Source organism: Saccharomonospora piscinae (assembly GCF_005862235.1).
In the GTDB taxonomy this organism is placed as follows: domain Bacteria; phylum Actinomycetota; class Actinomycetes; order Mycobacteriales; family Pseudonocardiaceae; genus Saccharomonospora; species Saccharomonospora piscinae.
The window spans coordinates 434567-450866 of sequence record NZ_VCEK01000003.1 but is presented as its reverse complement, the minus strand read 5'-3'; the positions used below and the strand labels follow the sequence as shown (position 1 = coordinate 450866).

The 16300-nt window shown below is 71.1% G+C and carries 19 protein-coding genes and 1 riboswitch; of the genes, 6 read left to right on the top strand and 13 right to left on the bottom strand.

Annotation, left to right across the window (positions count from 1 at the left end; all coding sequences use genetic code 11):
* Position 1: 1 nt before the first annotated feature.
* The 3 genes from FFT09_RS13270 to FFT09_RS13260 are packed head-to-tail and all read right to left on the bottom strand — an operon-like array spanning position 2 to position 3770.
* Complete coding sequence (locus tag FFT09_RS13270) at positions 2–1051, bottom strand: ABC transporter ATP-binding protein (protein ID WP_081191469.1); 1050 nt, start codon at positions 1049–1051, stop codon at positions 2–4.
* Positions 1051–2721, bottom strand: a complete 1671-nt coding sequence (locus FFT09_RS13265; protein ID WP_138382885.1) for an ABC transporter permease — start codon at positions 2719–2721, stop codon at positions 1051–1053. The genes FFT09_RS13270 and FFT09_RS13265 overlap by 1 nt, the downstream gene beginning before the upstream one ends.
* Positions 2697–3770 (bottom strand): thiamine ABC transporter substrate-binding protein, encoded by a 1074-nt coding sequence (locus tag FFT09_RS13260; protein WP_138382884.1) that lies wholly within the window; start codon positions 3768–3770, stop codon positions 2697–2699. The genes FFT09_RS13265 and FFT09_RS13260 overlap by 25 nt, the downstream gene beginning before the upstream one ends.
* Positions 3771–3793: 23 nt before the next feature.
* Positions 3794–3905, bottom strand: a riboswitch (TPP riboswitch).
* Between the two features lie 31 nt (positions 3906–3936).
* On the opposite strand from FFT09_RS13260, the gene FFT09_RS13255 reads away from it, so the two are divergent.
* From FFT09_RS13255 to FFT09_RS22920, 5 genes are all read left to right on the top strand, one after another.
* Entirely contained in the window at positions 3937–4227 is a 291-nt protein-coding gene (locus tag FFT09_RS13255; RefSeq protein ID WP_138382883.1) for a 4a-hydroxytetrahydrobiopterin dehydratase, read from the top strand.
* 83 nt (positions 4228–4310) lie between these two features.
* Complete coding sequence (locus tag FFT09_RS13250; protein ID WP_081191472.1) at positions 4311–4565, top strand: hypothetical protein; 255 nt, start codon at positions 4311–4313, stop codon at positions 4563–4565.
* Positions 4566–4642: 77 nt separating this feature from the next.
* On the top strand, positions 4643–5347 hold the full coding sequence (locus FFT09_RS13245; RefSeq protein WP_138382882.1) for a hypothetical protein: 705 nt from the start codon (positions 4643–4645) through the stop codon (positions 5345–5347).
* 240 nt (positions 5348–5587) lie between these two features.
* Entirely contained in the window at positions 5588–6808 is a 1221-nt protein-coding gene (locus FFT09_RS13240) for a phosphotransferase (RefSeq protein ID WP_138382881.1), read from the top strand.
* A gap of 94 nt (positions 6809–6902) precedes the next feature.
* Positions 6903–7244 carry a hypothetical protein gene (locus FFT09_RS22920; protein ID WP_167305376.1) on the top strand — a complete coding sequence of 114 codons (342 nt, stop codon included), beginning with the start codon at positions 6903–6905 and terminating at the stop codon, positions 7242–7244.
* A 52-nt stretch (positions 7245–7296) separates the two neighbouring features.
* Here FFT09_RS22920 and FFT09_RS13230 read toward each other — a convergent pair whose 3' ends face one another.
* From FFT09_RS13230 to FFT09_RS13220, 3 genes are read right to left on the bottom strand one after another with little or no spacing between them, the layout of a single operon-like run.
* The gene (locus tag FFT09_RS13230; RefSeq protein ID WP_138382880.1) at positions 7297–7962 is read right to left on the bottom strand and encodes a response regulator transcription factor; all 666 of its coding nucleotides are present in this window, start codon (positions 7960–7962) and stop codon (positions 7297–7299) included.
* Complete coding sequence (locus tag FFT09_RS13225) at positions 7959–9428, bottom strand: sensor histidine kinase (protein WP_138382879.1); 1470 nt, start codon at positions 9426–9428, stop codon at positions 7959–7961. Before FFT09_RS13225 ends, FFT09_RS13230 begins: the two co-directional genes overlap by 4 nt.
* On the bottom strand, positions 9425–9772 hold the full coding sequence (locus FFT09_RS13220) for a hypothetical protein (protein ID WP_081191479.1): 348 nt from the start codon (positions 9770–9772) through the stop codon (positions 9425–9427). The genes FFT09_RS13225 and FFT09_RS13220 overlap by 4 nt, the downstream gene beginning before the upstream one ends.
* Before the next feature lie 122 nt (positions 9773–9894).
* On the opposite strand from FFT09_RS13220, the gene FFT09_RS13215 reads away from it, so the two are divergent.
* Positions 9895–10464: a GNAT family N-acetyltransferase gene (locus FFT09_RS13215; RefSeq protein WP_081191480.1), complete on the top strand. Its 570-nt coding sequence runs from the start codon at positions 9895–9897 to the stop codon at positions 10462–10464.
* Positions 10465–10498: 34 nt separating this feature from the next.
* Here FFT09_RS13215 and FFT09_RS13210 read toward each other — a convergent pair whose 3' ends face one another.
* The 7 genes from FFT09_RS13210 to FFT09_RS13180 form a co-directional block, all read right to left on the bottom strand.
* Positions 10499–11236, bottom strand: coding sequence for a class I SAM-dependent methyltransferase (locus FFT09_RS13210; RefSeq protein WP_208544416.1), 738 nt, complete (start codon positions 11234–11236; stop codon positions 10499–10501).
* 2 nt (positions 11237–11238) lie between these two features.
* The gene (locus FFT09_RS13205; RefSeq protein WP_138382878.1) at positions 11239–11955 is read right to left on the bottom strand and encodes a VOC family protein; all 717 of its coding nucleotides are present in this window, start codon (positions 11953–11955) and stop codon (positions 11239–11241) included.
* A 48-nt stretch (positions 11956–12003) separates the two neighbouring features.
* Complete coding sequence (locus FFT09_RS13200) at positions 12004–12642, bottom strand: HD domain-containing protein (RefSeq protein ID WP_138382877.1); 639 nt, start codon at positions 12640–12642, stop codon at positions 12004–12006.
* A 63-nt stretch (positions 12643–12705) separates the two neighbouring features.
* A complete protein-coding gene (locus FFT09_RS13195; RefSeq protein WP_244231352.1) occupies positions 12706–14628 on the bottom strand; it encodes a S9 family peptidase in 1923 nt (640 codons plus the stop codon).
* Positions 14629–14644: 16 nt separating this feature from the next.
* A complete protein-coding gene (locus FFT09_RS13190; RefSeq protein WP_138382875.1) occupies positions 14645–15361 on the bottom strand; it encodes a MerR family transcriptional regulator in 717 nt (238 codons plus the stop codon).
* Between the two features lie 134 nt (positions 15362–15495).
* Positions 15496–15912 carry a type II toxin-antitoxin system death-on-curing family toxin gene (locus tag FFT09_RS13185; RefSeq protein ID WP_081191484.1) on the bottom strand — a complete coding sequence of 139 codons (417 nt, stop codon included), beginning with the start codon at positions 15910–15912 and terminating at the stop codon, positions 15496–15498.
* Positions 15909–16112, bottom strand: coding sequence for a hypothetical protein (locus FFT09_RS13180; protein WP_024874908.1), 204 nt, complete (start codon positions 16110–16112; stop codon positions 15909–15911). The genes FFT09_RS13185 and FFT09_RS13180 overlap by 4 nt, the downstream gene beginning before the upstream one ends.
* Between the last annotated feature and the right edge of the window lie 188 nt (positions 16113–16300).

The window sequence follows — 16300 nt, the reverse complement described above, 5'->3', positions numbered from 1 at the left end:
CTCACGACCCGACGGTGGCGATGCCGTCCGCGTCGAGGGACAGCGCCACTCGGTCACCCGGCACGACCCGGCTGGTCATCGCGGCCACGGCGGAGACCTCGGTGATCCCGGCAGGCGCGGCACCGTCGGGCCGCACCGACAGCCGCACGTGATCGCGGCGGTGGACGCGGGTCAGCACCTCGGCCTCCAGCGCGCCGTCGCCCCCGGCGACCCGGTCGAGGTCGACGGCGCGCACCGCACCGGGACGCAGCCCGAGCAGGACCTCGCCGTCGCGGGCCCACGGCAGGCTCACCTCGCCGAGCGCGCACCGCACCCGGCCTCCCGATGCCTGTCCGGGCACCACCGTGGTCACTCCGAGGAAGCGGGCGAGGCGCTCGTCCACCGGCCTGCGCCACACGTCGAGCACGTCGCCGACCTGGCGGATCACGCCGCCGTCGAGCACGGCGATCCGGTCGGCGAGGGTGAACGCCTCCTCCTGGTCGTGCGTCACCAGCAACGTCGTAGTCTTGGTGCGCCGCAACAACTCCGTCACCTCGATGGCGAGCTGTTCCCGCAGTTCCGCGTCCAGCCCGGACAGCGGTTCGTCCAGTAGCAGCAGGCGGGGCCGGGGGGCCAGCGCCCTGGCCAGCGCCACCCGCTGCGCCTCACCGCCGGACAGTTCGGTCACCCTGCGCCGCCCGTATCCGGCCAGGCCCACGAGATCGAGCAACGTCGTCACCCGCTCGGCACGGTCCCGCGCCCCGCTGCCCCGCATCCGCAGGCCGAACGCGATGTTGCCTGCCACGTCCCGGTGCGGGAACAGTTGACCGTCCTGGAACACCAGCCCGAAGTTGCGCCGGTGGACCGGCACGTCCCCGAGGTCGTCGCCGTCCCAGCGCACCTCACCGGAGGCGGCCCGTTCCAGCCCCGCGATGGCCCGCAGCAACGTCGACTTGCCCGAGCCCGACGGGCCGAGCAGGGCCAGCACCTCGCCGTCGGCGATCTCCAGGTGAGCGTCCCGGACCGCCACGACGTCGCCGTAGCGGACGGTGAGGTCGGCGACTGTCAGCATCAGAACTCTCCCAGCCGCGCGTGCGGGGCACGCACACTCTCGATCAGTGCCGCCACGAGTGCGGTCACCACCATCAACAGCACGCAACCGGCGTAGGCCATCAGCTGGTTCAGCTCGCCGGGCCTGCTGACGAGATCGGCCACCGCGACGGGCAGGGTGGGCGCGTCGGGCCGGGCGAGGAAACTGGTCGCGCCGAACTCACCGAGCGCTACGACGTAGCCGAACGCCGCCGCCGCGACGAGCGAGCGCGCCACCAGCGGCAGATCCACCTCTCGCCAGACCCGGGCGGGCCCAGCCCCGAGCGTGGCCGCGGCCTGGCGCAGCCGCTCGTCCACCGAGCGCAGCACCGGCAGCACCAGCCGCACCACCAGGGGGATGATCACCAATGCCTGCGCGAACGGCACCAGCAGCGGCGAGGTTCGCAGGTCCCACGGCAGTTCGCCGAGGGTGACCAGGTAACCGAAGCCGACGGTCACGGCCGACACGCCCAGCGGAAGCATCAACGCCGCGTCGGTGATCTCCCCGGCCACGCGGGCGCCGCGCCGGGGCGAGCGGCGCGTCACCACCACGGTCACGGCGGCCAGCACGCCCACGATCAGGGCCAGCATCGTGGCGTCCGACGCGGTCCGCAGCGAGTTCAGCGCCGCGTCCCAGCCGGTGACGGTGAGCGCGCCGTCCTCCCCCGAGCCGGACAGCGCGCGATAGCCGTCCCACGTGAAGCCGTCGCGGCCCGAGACCGAGCGCACGAGCAGCGCGACGATCGGCGTGAGCAGCAGGCACAGCACCACTCCCGCGACGGCCACGACGGCCCACTCGCCGCCTTCGGGCCTGCGCGCGGAGTGCCGCGCGGTGCGCAGCCCGGCCGCGCTCTCGCGGCGGCGGCGCGCCACCGCCCCGACCGCGAGCGCCGCGATCACGGCCGCGAGCTGCACCAGAGACAGCGCGGCGGCGCCGGAGAGATCGAGCAGGTTCACCGTGCGCAGGTAGATCTCGGTCTCCAGCGTCCGGTAGCGGTTGCCACCCAGCATGAGCACCACGCCGAAGCTGGTGGCACAGAACAGGAAGACCACGGCGGCGGCGGACGAGACGGCGGGCAGCAGCGCGGGCAGCGTCACGGTCCGGAAGGCGCGCCGGCGCGACGCGCCCAGCGACCGCGCGGCGTCCTCGGCCCTTCGGTCGAGCTGCGACCACAACCCGCCCACCGTGCGCGCCACCACGGCGACGTTGAAGAAGGCGTTGGCCGCGACGATGCCGAACACCCCGCCGTCCGGCCACAACGCGCGAAACGCCAGCCCGACCACCACGGTCGGCAGCACGAACGGCACCAGCACCAGCGTCCGCACGACCGCGATCCCCGGCAGCCGCACCCTGGCCAGCAGGTACGCGAGCGGGAACCCGGCCAGCACCGCCACCACCGTCGCGGCCAGTGCCTGCGCCACCGTGAACGCCGCGAGCCGCCACGTCGACGGCGCGGCGAGGGTGTCGGCGACCCCGCCGTCCGCGAAGCCGAGTCGCAGGATCGCGACGACCGGCCACGCGAAGAAGACCCCGAGGAACGCGACCGGCAGCACGCCGAGCGCACCGGCCGCCGACGTCCGGCCCCACCCCGGGCGCGCGGTCACGCGGCCGTGGCCACCGCGCGAATCTAGCCTTCGAGCAGCTCGCGCCATTCGGCGATCCAGCGCTCGCGGTGCTCTCTCACCTGCTCGCCGGGCAGCGACAGGGTCTCGCGGGGCAGCGGCGCGGCCCGTTCCCAGCTCTCGGGCAGGGCCACGCCCTCCCGGGCCGGGTAGACGTACATCGACTCCGCGACCGTCGACTGGAACTCGTGCGAGAGCAGGAAGTCGATGACCCTGCCCGCCTCGGCGGAGTGCTCCGTGCCAGCCAGCACCCCGGCGTACTCGACCTGCCGGTAGCAACTGTCGAGCAACGCCGTCGTGCGGGGCGTGCCGTCCTGCCCGATCTCCGCCGCGGGCGACGAGGCGTAGGACAGCACGATCGGCCGCTCACCCTGGCCCGAGGAGCCCGAGAAGTCCTGCGTGTACGCCTCGGTCCAGCCGCTGACGGTCTTCACGCCGTTGTCCGCCAGGTCGCGCCAGTAGTCGAGCCAGCCGTCCTCGCCGTACTCCGCCACCGTGGCCAGCAGGAACGCCAGCCCGGGCGAGGACGTCGCCGGGCTGGGCACCACGAAGAGGTCCTCGTACTCCGGCTCGGTCAGATCGGCGAGGCCGGTGGGCTCGGGCACGTCGTTCGCGGCGAACCACTCGGTGTCGATGTTGACGCACACGTCGCCCACGTCCACCGCCGACAACCGCTGTCGCGGATCGACCGCGTACCGCTGCGGCCCCCGGTCGGCCTCCGGTGAGGTGTACGGCTCGAACACGTCCTCGTCGAGTGCGCGGGAGGCGAACGTGGAGTCGATGCCGAAGGCCACGTCGGCGATGGGGTTGTCCTTGGTCAGCACGAGTTTGTTGGTCAACTCGCCCGCGTCGCCCTCCTTGCGGACCTCGACCCGCAGACCGGCGCGCCGCTCGAAGGCGTCCAGCACCTCCGGCGGGACGGACCACGACTGGTGCGTGACGAGGGTGACCGTCACGGGCCCCTGCTCCGCCTCGTCCTCGGCTCCGATCACCGTGCAGCCCGCCGTGAGGGCGGCCACCGCCAGCAGCGCGACCACCGTCCGCGCCGACCTCGACCTCTGGCCCGTCCTCTGGCCCATTCCGCCTCCTCGCCGCTGCCGACGTGGGAGGTCCGGTGCCCTTCCTGCGTCGGCATGATCCGATTCAGGTGCGAACGGTCGTGGGCCGCGAACCCACCTCTCAGCCCGGCGCGCCGGACTCCCGTGGCAGCGTGCAGCGTACCTGGCGGCGTACCAGGATGGGCCCATGACGGAGTTGCTGACTGATCGAGACATCGACGAGGCCCTGCGAGAGCTGACCGGCTGGCACCGGGTCGACGAGGCGATCGAACGCAGTGTGACGCTGCCGAGCTTTCCCGACGCGATCCGCGCGGTGGACCGCGTGGCCGAGCTCGCCGAGGCCGCGAACCACCATCCGGACATCGACATCCGTTGGCGCACAGTGACTTTCCGGCTGACGACGCATTCCCACGGGGGGATCACCGGCAAGGACGTGTCACTCGCCGGAGAGATCGACGCCACGGTATCGGGCGTGTGATTCTCGCCGTTTCGGGCAACTCTGCCTCGTACGCCGAACGTTGGCGTGGGTGAGGGAAATCTCGATCACGAGGGGAGTGCGCGATGAACCGCTTCGTCCGGCAGGCGTCGTTCGCATCGACGGTGGCGTTGCTGATCACCTTGCTGGTGGGCGCGGTTCATACCGCCTCGGCGAGCCCGTCCGAGACGGAACGCCCTCCGGAGAGCGCGCCCACCTCGAGTTCGGACGACGTCGTGCAGGCCCTCGTGGTGGGCGGCACGGCGTTCGCGCTGATGGTCGGCGCCGGAACGGCCGTGCTGTTCTACACGGCCCGGCAGCGACGAGATGAACCTCTGTGACATCGCGGTTACGCTCTGTGGCGTAGCACCGCGGTGTGGCGGGTCCCACCGTGGTCCCACCGCACCGAGGGAGCGCGATGTCCGCACGATCGATCCTGGCCACCCTGTTCGCGACGTTACCGCTGTTCGCGGCGGTGTCCTGCGGCTCAGAACCGGCGCCGGTCCAGGGAGCGCCCCAGTCCACGCCGGAGTCGCAGGCGGTCGCGAGCGCGGCGGCGCCGGAGGACGACGCCGCCGTGCGCGAGAGTTTCGACCGCTACCTGACAACGCTGCGTGACACCGACGGCGAGGCGGCGGCCCGGCTGGTCACCTCGACGACGATCCGGCACTACGGCGAGCTGGCGACCCTCGCGGCCACCGGCGGTCCCGGCGAGATCGGCCGGCGTTCGCTGATCGACCGGCTCAACATCGCGCTGGTGCGGCACCACCTCGCGACCGAGCAGCTCGAAGCGATGGACGGACCGGGGCTCTTCGCGGTGGCCGTCGAGCGGGGCCTGATCGACAAGGCACAGGTCGAGACCCTGACTCTCGGCGAGATCACCGTGTCCGGCGACCGAGCGGTGGCGGCGGCCGAGGACGAGGGCGGCAAGGGCACCGCACTGAGCTTCGCCCGCGAACGGGGAACCTGGCGGCTCGACCTCCTGCCGTTGATCGAGACGTCCGACCGGATCATGACCGAGCTGGCCGCACGACACGGCGTCAGCGAGGACGAGCTGGTCTTCCGGCTCGCCTCCACGGCGACGGGGACCACGGTCGACGAATCCGTGTTCGCGAAGCCGTAACGATTTCCAAGATCAACACGCTGGTCCGGATGTCGAGGTCTCACGAAGGACGGGATTCGCCATGCAGCGCCACGCTCCCGGGCTCAACCCCACCCAGCAAGCCTGGATCACGGTGTTCGCCACCGCGTTCACCCTGCTGCTCGTGATCGTGCTGGCAGCACTCGGGTGAACTGCGGTCGATGAGAGCTTCCTCATCGACCCCTCATCCTGCGGCCACGGTCGGCGCCCACGCTGGGCCGCATGACCGTGCCCTCCGATACGTCCACGGCCGCGGTCCGCTGCCGGCTCGACGTCCTGCTCGGTGACCCCGCCCACGACCTGGTGGACGCCGTGCTCGCCGCCGCGGGCCCCGCGCGCTCGACCACGGTGCGGACCGTACGGCCGACGGCCGTCACCGTGCGCCCGTCCGGGGCGGTGCTGGTGCGCTATGCCGTCGAGGTCGAGCGCACGGGCCGCGGCATCGCGCGGGAGACGCTGGTGGCCGCCACCGGTTCCCGGATACCGGACGGCGCCGCCGTGGTGGCGGGAGAGGTGGGTGGTGCCGCGATCGAGGTCGGGCTCTGGCGGTGGCCGCACGACCCGGCGCTGCCCGCGCTGGCGCACGTCCTCGACTGCGGCCGACTCCGGGCGCTGCTGCGCGATGCCGGGATCGCGACCACCGAGCCGATCACGGTGCGGCTGCGCTCGTACCGCCCTGCCCGCCGGGCCGTGCTGGCGATCACCGTGGGAGCCGACGACTTTTTCGCCAAGGTGGTCCCGCGCGCCGCGTTGCCCGGACTGCGACGGCGACACGAGTTGCTCGCGGACTCGCTGCCGGTACCCCGGCTGCTGGCCGCCACCGACGACGGGCTCGCGCTCATGCCCGCGCTCGCGGGCGTGCCGGGCAGGGCGGCGCTGCGGCACGGTGACCGGCTGCCCGAACCCGCCGCGCTGGAGTCCCTGCTCGACCGGATGCCTCCGGAACTGACTTCGCTTCCCTCGCGCCCGAGCCATCGAGACAGGGCCCGGCACTCCGCGACGGTGCTGGCGCTCACCACCGCGACCGACGACGCCGGTCGTGCGCGGATGAACCGCCTCGCTGACGCCGTCGCGAACGCCGACGCCGGTGACCACCCGGTCGTGGCCGTCCACGGCGACTTCTACGAGAACCAGCTCCTGCTGCGGCACGGGGCGGTGACGGGACTCCTCGACGTCGACACGGCCGGCCCCGGCGAGCGGATCGACGACTGGGCCACGCTGCTGGCGCACCTCGCCGTGGCCGACGGTGCGGGCGCCCGCGCCTGGACCGGCGACGTGCTGCGCCACCTCGAGCGCCGGTTCGACCCGCGACACCTGCGCCCGAGGGTGGCCGCCGCGGTGCTGGGACTGGCCACCGGGCCCTTCCGCACCCAGCAACCCGGCTGGGCCCAGCGCACCGCACAGCGCGTGGCGGTGGCGCAGCGCTGGCTGCGCGCCGGATGAGAAGCCCCTCATCCAGCGCTTCGGGAGTTCTCACGCCCGCCCGGAAATCTGGATCTCGTCGGACACGACACACCCCACAGGAAAGGAAGCGACCATGGCCGCACGACCCAACTGGAAGGTCGTCACCGTCGGTGCCGCGATCGCGGGCCTCGGGATCGCCGGTACCGGCATCGCCCTGGCGGACGACGGCACGGAGTCCTCGCAGCTCAAGCCGATCGAGGTGACCGCGGCGCAGTCCCCGACCGGCGAACCCACCGCGCCGGGTGACGAGCGGGATGAGCAGGCTCAGGGCAAGGCGGGCAACCAGGCCGACGACAGCCCGGACAACAGTCCCGACGACACCCCGGACGACTCGCCGGACAACACGCCCGACGACGCGGACGACTCGCCCGACAACACGCCCGACGGCGCCGACGACAGCCCGGACGACGACTGAGCATCGAGGGCCGGGCACGACGCGGCACGCGACTGCCCGGCCCTGCCGACTCTCAGTCCCGCTCCTCCAGCCGGTAGCCCATGCCGCGCACGGTGGTGATCCGGTCGCCGCCGAGCTTGCGCCGGAGATAGCGCACGTAGACGTCGACGACGTTGGAGCCGGGATCGAAGTCGTAGCCCCACACCCGGCTCAGGAGTTGCTCACGCGAGAGCACCTGGCCGGGATGCCGCAGAAACGTCTCGGCGAGCGCGAACTCCCGCGCGGAGAGATCCACCACCGCGCCCGCGACGTGCGCGCGGCGCGTGCGCAGGTCGAGTTGCAGCCCCCCGCACACGAGCACGGTCGGCTCGGTCGCCCGCTCGGACACCAGCCGCAGCCGCACCCTGGCGAGCAGTTCCTCGAACCGGAACGGCTTCGGCATGTAGTCGTCGGCGCCGCCCTCCAGCCCCGCCACCGTGTCCCCCACGCTGTCCCGCGCCGTCAGGATGATCACCGGGATGGCACAGCGCTGCGCACGGAGTTGGCGCAGAACGGTAAAACCGTCCATTCCGGGCAGTCCGATGTCGAGCACCAGCAGATCGAACGACCCCGTGAGCGCGTACTCGTACGCGCCCGGCCCGTCCTCCACCACCGTCACCGTGAAACCGTTGGCGGTGAGGCCCTTCCTGACGAACGCGGCGATGCGGGGCTCGTCCTCCGCGACCAGGATGCGGCTCATCGTCCTCCCTCGGTGTGGCGGCCCGGCGGCGGTGGTGCCGCCACGGTGGGCACCTCCACCGTGAAGGTGGCGCCGTGCCCGGGCTCGCTGTCCAGTACCACCCGCCCGCCGTGTGCGGTGGCGACGGCCCGCACGATCGACAGGCCGAGTCCCGCGCCCTCGGTGCGGCGGCCCGCACCACCGCGCGCGAACCGTTCGAAGATCCGGTCCCGGTCCGCCTCCGCGACTCCGGGCCCGGAGTCGGCGACGTGGAACCGCACCACGCCCGCGGCCTGCTCCGAGCCGACGGCGATCCGCCCGCCGTCGGGAGTGTGCCGGGCGGCGTTGTCGGCCAGCGCCACCACGGCCTGCGTGATGCGCTGCGGGTCCAGTACCGCCTCGACCCGCGCGAGCCCGTCGAGCACCCACTGCCGCTGTCCCAGGCCCGTGACCTTCTCCACGATCGACTCCGTGAGTGCGGCGACGTCCACCGGTTCGGCCCGCAGGAACTCGGGCTGCTCCGAGCGTGCGAGCAGCAGCAGGTCGGACACCATGCGGTTCATCCGGCTCAGCTCGTCGTCCACGAGCGCCACCGTGCTCGCGACGTCCTCGGGGTCGGCGGGGTCCAGCACTTCGAGGTGACCGCGCACGATCGTGATCGGCGTCCGCAGTTCGTGTCCCGCGTCGTCGACGAACCGGCGCTGCACCGCCACCGCCCGCTCGACCCGATCGAGCATCGCGTTCACCGTGTTGACCAGCTCGCCGATCTCGTCACCGGGCCGGTCGCCACGCTGCGGGATGCGGCGCGACAGCTCGGTGTCGGTGATCGACCGCGCGGTCACCGTGATGTCCCGCAACGGCCGCAGGATGCGCCCCGCTACGATCCACGCCCCCGCGGCGGCCAGCAGCACCGTGCCCACGCCCGCCAGCAGCATCAACCGGGCGATGTCGTTGACCCCGTCCCGTTCCTGGTCGGCGAAGTACGCGGCCACGATCACCCCCTGCCGGGCATCGCCGTCGAGCCGCACCGGCACCGCCAGGTACCGCACCTCCCCCGCCGCGCTCTCGTAGCGCCCTTCCTTCGGCTCGCGCACCCCGGCCACGAGGTCGGTGAAGGCCGGGTCGTTCGCCAGCAACACCGGGGCCTGCTGGCGGCTCTGGTAGGCGAACGTGCCGTCCACATAGCCGAGGAACTTCTCGTTCGGGCGGGCCAGGTTGTAGGTGATGGCCACGTTGAGCACCTGGTCGACGCCCGTGAAGGGCTGCCCGGTGGCCGGGTCGATCCCGCTCTCGGTCAGCGTGCCGAACTCCTCGACCTCGGTGCGCAGCGCGTCGTCCATCCGGCTGTCGACGTCGGCCACCGACAGCCGCCAGGTCACCAGAGTGAGCACCGCGACCGCCGCGAGCACGAGCAGCAGCAGCCAGCCGAGGATGCGCGCGCGGGCGGTGGACGACCCCCGCCGCCGCGGTGCCACGGTGGGGCTCATCCGTCGTCGCCGTCGTCGCCGTCGTCGTCTCCGTCGTCATCGTCGTCGAGGTCGTCTCGGTCGTCGATGTCGTCCAACGCGGGCGGCGGCTCCACCACACCGTCGTCATCGTCCTCGTCGAAGTCGTCATCGAGGTCGTCGTCGCCGTCCTCGTGATCGTCGCCGTGCGCGCCTGTCGGCGGCGGGGTGGAGACCGCACCGCTGCCGGGCGGCGCCGCGGGCCTGCTGACGGTGATGGGCTCCGGCAACGGGCCCGGCGGCTCGGAGCCGGGCAGCCAGAACACCAGCCCGAGCACTCCACCGACCGCCACGAGAGCCGCGGAGATGGCGAACGGGCGTTTCACCTGGCCGAGTCTAAAAGGCCCGGCATGGCGCGACCGTGAGTGCCGGATGAGAACACTCTCATCGAACCCATGCCGCGAAATCGGCTGGCTGTGGTGGGCCGATCACGGCACGATCGAGCGCCATGCACCTCTCGTTCGCCGACAAGCCGACGATGCCGGGCTCGGCCGTCGTACTGCGTCCCGTCTCCGTCACCGATGTTCCGGGCCTGCTCACGATGCTCGCCGATCCGGAGGTGCAGCGGCTCACCGGCACCCATCGCGCGCTGGAGTCCGGCCGCGAGCGAGAGCAGGCCGAGTGGTGGTACGCCACCCGCGCGGACCACGACGACCGCCTCGATCTCGCGATCACGGCCCGCGAGTCCGGCGAGTACCTCGGCGAGGTCGTGCTCAGCGAACTCGACACCCACAACCGGTCGTGCGCGTTCCGCATCGCCCTCGCGGGCAGCCGCCACCTCGGTCGCGGCTACGGCACCGAGGCCACCCGGCTGGTGCTGGCCCATGCCTTCGACACCGTGGGCCTGCACCGGATCGAGCTGGAGGTCTTCGCGTTCAACCCCCGCGCGATCCACGTGTACGAGAAGGCCGGCTTCCGGTGGGAGGGCACCCGGAGGCAGGCGCTGCGCTGGGACGACGAGTGGATCGACGCGTACGTGATGGCTGTGCTCGCCCACGAGTGGCGTGCCCTGCCGTAATCACGATGCGGCCGGACCACTGTTCGGTGTTCGGTCAATACCGAACACCGAACAGTGGTCGCGCCACGAACACCAGTTCCCGTCCCGGCCGGTCGGGCGCGTCACGGACGTCCTCCACGCGGTAACCGGCGCGCTCCAACGACTCCGCCACCTCGGCGCGCGAGCGGAACCGCAGGGTGGAGTCCGACGTCAGGGTCTCGCCGGAGGCGAACGCGTACGTCCAGCGGAAGGTGACCAGCGGCAGCGCCACGGCCAGCACCTCCCGCCAGGCGGTGACCACACCGGCGCCGGGGACGTCGAACTCGGTGAGCATGCGGTCCAGGGTCCAGTCCTCCCACGCGCGCCGCGCGGGATCACGCGTCTCGAAGACCAGCCGCCCGCCGGGACCCAGCGCTGCATGGATGCCGCGCAGGGTGGCGTGCCAGTCGGAGTCGGTGAGAAAGACCTGCGCGACGTTGGCGGTCATCGTGGCGAGCTCCACCGTCAACGGCGGCAGCGTCGTGGCGTCCCCGGGCAGCCAGCGAACCCGGTCGGCGAACGGCTTGGCGCGCGCCACCTCCAGCGACGCGGCGGCCGGGTCGACCCCGACAACGTCGTAGCCGCGCTCGGCGAGCAGGCAGGCGAACGTGCCCGTCCCGCACCCCACGTCGAGCACCCGGCGCACCCCGAACTCGTGCGCCATCGCGAGGTACGGGTCGAGATCGTCGCGGTAGTCCTCCAGCTCGTCGTACAGCGGCGCGAGCCGTGGGTCGGCGAACAGCGCGTCGGGCACCGTCAGCCTCCCGCCTCGGGCGCGAGCACGCAGAACTCGTTGCCGGACGGATCGGTGAACACCGTCCACGGCAGGTCGGGCGCGGCAGGCTCGACGGTGCGGGCGCCGAGTTCGGCCAGCCGGCCCAGCACCGGGTCGTCGGCGTGGTCGGGGCGGACGTCGAGATGCAGCCGGTTCTTGCCCCGCTTGGGTTCCGGCTCGGGGCACAGTTCCAGCAGGGGCCCGGTGCCGGAGGGATGGCGCAGCGTCGCCGCTGCCGGGCCGCCGACCCGCGTCCAGCCGGTCAGCTCGGCCCAGAACGCCGCGTCCCGCTCCGGATCGGCGCTGTCCAGCGGCAGCGCCGCGATGGGTTCGGCCCCGGCGTAGGCGTCGCGGTGTTCCATGACGCAGAACGCGTTGCCCTCGGGGTCCGCGAGTACCACCCACGGCACCTCGCCCTGCCCGACGTCGGCGTGGGTCGCGCCGAGGCCGAGCAGCCGGTCCACGATCTCGCCCTGCCGCGCGCCCCCGGCGAGATCGAGGTGCAACCGCGCCGGGGCACGCGACGGTTCGGCCACGGGCTGGAAACACAGATCGAGGAAGTAGCCGGGCGCGAAGGACAACCGGGCCTCGTAGTGATCGGGGTCGTCGATCTGTGGCTCCGCGTTCAGGGCGGCGGCCCAGAACGCACCGAGCCGTCGCGGGTCCCTGGCGTCCCAGATGATGTTTTCCAGTCGCATCCCCCGCTTCTACCAGCCCGAGCGGCGGGCGACGAACGAATAACCGCGTCAGCGGTCCCAGCCGCGGGCTTGGCCCTCGTCGATGAGACGCTGTCCTGCCTGCCAGAGAGCCGTGGAGGCATCGCCGATCACTGCCTTGCGCCGACGCACGTCGTCAGCGCTCACGCCGGGCGTCCGCCACGTTCCGCCCCGCGCCATCCAGTTGAGCAGCAGCGGTTGCAGCCGGTCCATCGCCTTCGCGAAGCGCGCCTCGGGCGTGCGGCGTGCCTCGAACTCGTCCCACAGCTCCCGCATCCGCCGCGCCTGGTCGCCGGGCAGCAGCGCGAACAGCTCCTCCGCCGCGCGAACTTCCCGCTCGAGCTGATTCTCCGCGGCGGTGCCGTCGTAGAGCGGGGTGTCACCGGCGTAGATCTCCACGAGGTCGTGGACGAGGACCAGCTCGACCGTGCGGGCCACGTCGAGTGGTTCGTCGGAATACTCTGCCAGCAGCACCACCATCATCGCCAGGTGCCAGGAGTGTTCCGCGTCGTTCTCCCGCCGTGGTGCCGAGGCCAGCGGCGACTGCCGGAGCACCGCCTTGAGCTGATCGACCTCGATGAGGAACGTGAATTGACGTCGTATCCGCTCGTCCACGCCGTCCGGCAGCGGCGACTTCTCCACCAGCAGTTCGCGGTCCTGAGCACTCACGGCGCCATCATGGCACCGCCACGACCCCGTGGGAACCACGTGGTATCCCACGGCACGCCAGCGCTACCGTTCGGGGTGACGTCGGCCCCCGAGATGCTCGGCGAAGTGCTTCTCGACCGCGCGATACAGCCAAATCTGGTTCTCGGGATTCTCGAAACCATGGCCCTCGTCCTCGGCCAGGAGATACTCGACGGGCACACCCCGCTCCCGCAGGGACGCGACGATGTTGTCGGATTCCGCCTGCACCACGCGAGCGTCGTTGGCTCCCTGCGCGACCAGCAGCGGTGTGCGGATGTGGTCGACCATCGTGATCGGAGAACGGGCCAGCATGTCGGCCTCGGCATCGGGGTCCTCGGGATCCCCGACGTAGGCGTACCAGTTGTTCAGCATGTGCGCCTTCGCGAGCGGCGGCACCGAGCGGAGGAAGTTGGTCAGGTCGGAGATGCCGACGTAATCGACCGCGGCCGCGAAGTAGTCGGGGGTCACGGTGACGCCCACGAGTGCGGCGTAGCCACCGTAGGAACCACCGAAGATGCCGATCCGATCCGCATCCGCGTAGCCCTGCTCCACGGCCCAGTCGGCGGCGTCGATGAGGTCGGTGTGCATCGCTCGGGCGAACTCACCGACGGCCGCCTCGGTGTGGCGCCTGCCGTAGCCCGTGGAGCCGCGGAAGTTGACCTGCAGCACCGCGTGCCCGCGGTTCGCCAGCAACTGGACGACGGGGTTGTACTCCCATGCGTCGTGGAACCAGGGCCCGCCGTGCACCAGCAGGACCAGGGGCAGCCGCACGGGCTCGGTCCCGACCGGCAGCGTCAGGAATCCGTTCAGCGGCAATCCGTCGCGCGCCGGGAAGTGCACGGCGGTCATCGGCGCCAGGTCAGCCGGGTTCAGCCGCGGGAACCCGCGGAAGAGCTGGCGGCTCTCTCCCGTGGCGTGGTCGTACAACCAGGTCACCGAAGGATCGCGGTCATGGACGAACGTCGCGATCCACCGTTGTTCCGACTCGTCGGAGGACAACGTGCTCAGCACCCCGTCGGACAGCGTCGACAACGCGGCGTAGACGTCGGCGAAGTGAGCGTCCAGGACTTCGATCCGAGGCCGGTCACCGACGAACCGGGCCGCGATGACCTCGTGCGTGCGTCGGCTGGTGAACACCATTGGGGGCAGCACCCCGGGTGCCATCGCGCCACGCACGTCGAGACTGTGCCCCTCGACGGCGGCGAGCACGCGCTCCTCTCCGGTCTCCCGGTCGAGACGAACCAACCGCAGATCATCGGAGTCCTGGTACGCCCCGATCAGCAGCCCCGTACCGTCCGGCGTCACCAGTTGCGGCTGCACCACCATCGGGTATGCGGTGCCACCCATCCGGCGCAGCACCCGCCGTTCGCCGGTGCCCGACTCGATGGCGGAGAACTCGTAGTCCCCGTCCTCGGTCAGGCGCCACGCGAAGGCGGGCTCGCCCGACCGATCGAGCAGCACAGTTCCATTCGGGTCGTCCTGCTCCAGATGCAACGTCACCGTCCCGGTGGCGACATCGACCAGGAAATGGTCGACGAACTCCGGCCGCTGATTCATGGCCACGATCATCGTGGCGCGCTGCGCGGCCAGCGGTTCGGCGCTGAAAACCCGGGAGCCCGGCGCCATGGGCGTCAAATCCACGGCGGGCTCGCCGGGAGCCGTGAGATCGACCCGGAACAGATGCCAGTCCTCGTTGCCGTCGGTGTCCTGCAGGTACAGCAGCCAGCGTGGATCGTCGGTCCAGAAGTAGTTCGTGATACCGCGACGGGCGTCGTGGGTGACACAGACGGCGTTGGCGGGGTCCTCGTCGACCCCACACACCCACACGTTCCGGCGTCCGTGCGCAGGCGCCAGAAAGGCGATTCGTGATCCGTCCGGGGAGATCGAGGGATTGGAGAAATCGGGGTCGGCGAAGAATTCCTCCACTTCGATCAGTCGCGGCAGAGTTTTAGGTTTCGCGGAAGTCACGAGCGTGCTCCTCGGGTCAGCGGTCGGAATCGTCGGCGAGAAGGTCATTCACCTGATGGATCACCCTGAGCTGTGCGGGGTTGTAGAGGTCGGCGAGCGCCTGGGTCACGACGCTGGCTGGCGATGTCGGCCCCGATCCGTACTGTGCGGCCGGCTCCTCGGTCAGTGGATGCTGCTCCTGAAGGGTCCGAATCACCGGAAACATCCGCGCGGCCAGCGCCTTGATCGTGTCCTCGTCCGCATCGGCGGGAAGGCCGCGGAAGTCGCGATCGGTGTCGTCGGACACGGCAGCCAGGGTGTGAATGACGCCCATTGTCTTGGGCGTGAAGAGCCGGGCGCAGACCGAGATCAACGCACGATCGGCATCGGAGAGATTGTGGGCGACCGGGCCGAACTGAGCAGGCAGGTCGGTCGGTGCACGATGCCGCAGGACGAGTGCCAGCTCGGCCCGCACTCGTTGCAGTCGCTCGATCGTTGCGGCCAGCTCGTCGTCGAGAGCACGGATCGACTCGTCGGAATCCCCGTCGCTCATCTCCGCGATCTGCGACAACGGTAGCCCCAGGTCACTCAATCGCCTGATGTGCAGCAGGCGCACCAAATGCTCGGTTCGGTACTGCTTGTACCCGTTCGACGCACGCTCGGGGACATCCAGCAGTCCGATCCTGTGGTAATGCCTGATCGCCTTGATCGTCGTACCCGCGAGGTCGGCAAGCTGCCGCGTGCTCCAAGCCATAGTCCTCCCTCCGCCCCGCGCGGCCCACGGTGTCTCACCGGTCCGGCATCCGGGTGATGCCCACGGCGAGTAGTCCAGACCATGCCCTTGGGGCCGAGTCAAGGCCCGGGTTCAGCGTGAAATTCCTCGACGCGTCACACGGTGAAGCCGAACTCCGCCGGACCGCGAGGCCCCGCGACCTCGGGCCGCGTCCACCCGGCAAGGCGCGATGCGACGTCGCCGTAGCTCAGCGACCCGGTGGACACGCCGATCACCAGGTCATAGGCGTCGTCCTCGGGAGCGTCCAGATCGACGCCGTTGAGGCCGTAGAACGTGAACGTGGCCATCCAGCCCAACCGCTTGTTGCCGTCGATCAACGGCTGGTGGCGCACAATCGACTCCAGCAGCACGGCCGCCTTCTCATGCACCGTCGGATAGGCATCCTGCGCCATCACCGACGACTTCGGGCGATGAGCCGCCGAGTCGAGCAGACCAAGGTCACGTACTTCGAGTACACCCAGGTCGTCGGCGAGACCAAGCAGATCCTCCAGGGTGAGGTACTCCACCCTCACTGGGCGAGGCGGTCGAGTAATCCGGCATAGCGATCGCGGCCTTCGCGAGACAACGCGCGTACCCGTTCGTCGCGCACACGCCGGGCCGCGGCCTCGGTGATGGCCCGTACCGCCGCCTCCTGCTTGCTGACGCCTTCGGACTCGGCGAGCAGAGCGAGGGCCCGCTCCTGCTCTTCGGTCAATCGCAGTGTCATCGCCATGACTCAATGATACCGTTTTGGTAGCACACCCGATGTCGAGGACAGTCACTCGAATTGCACCGCTCGGGCGGCGTCGCTGCGTTCCGGAACCGGAAGATCGCCGACACCACCGAACTCCTGCGCAGACCGCATGAGCGCGGAGCCGATATGGGCCTGCGCGCGGCCGGGCGCGGGCTGGCAGGAACGCT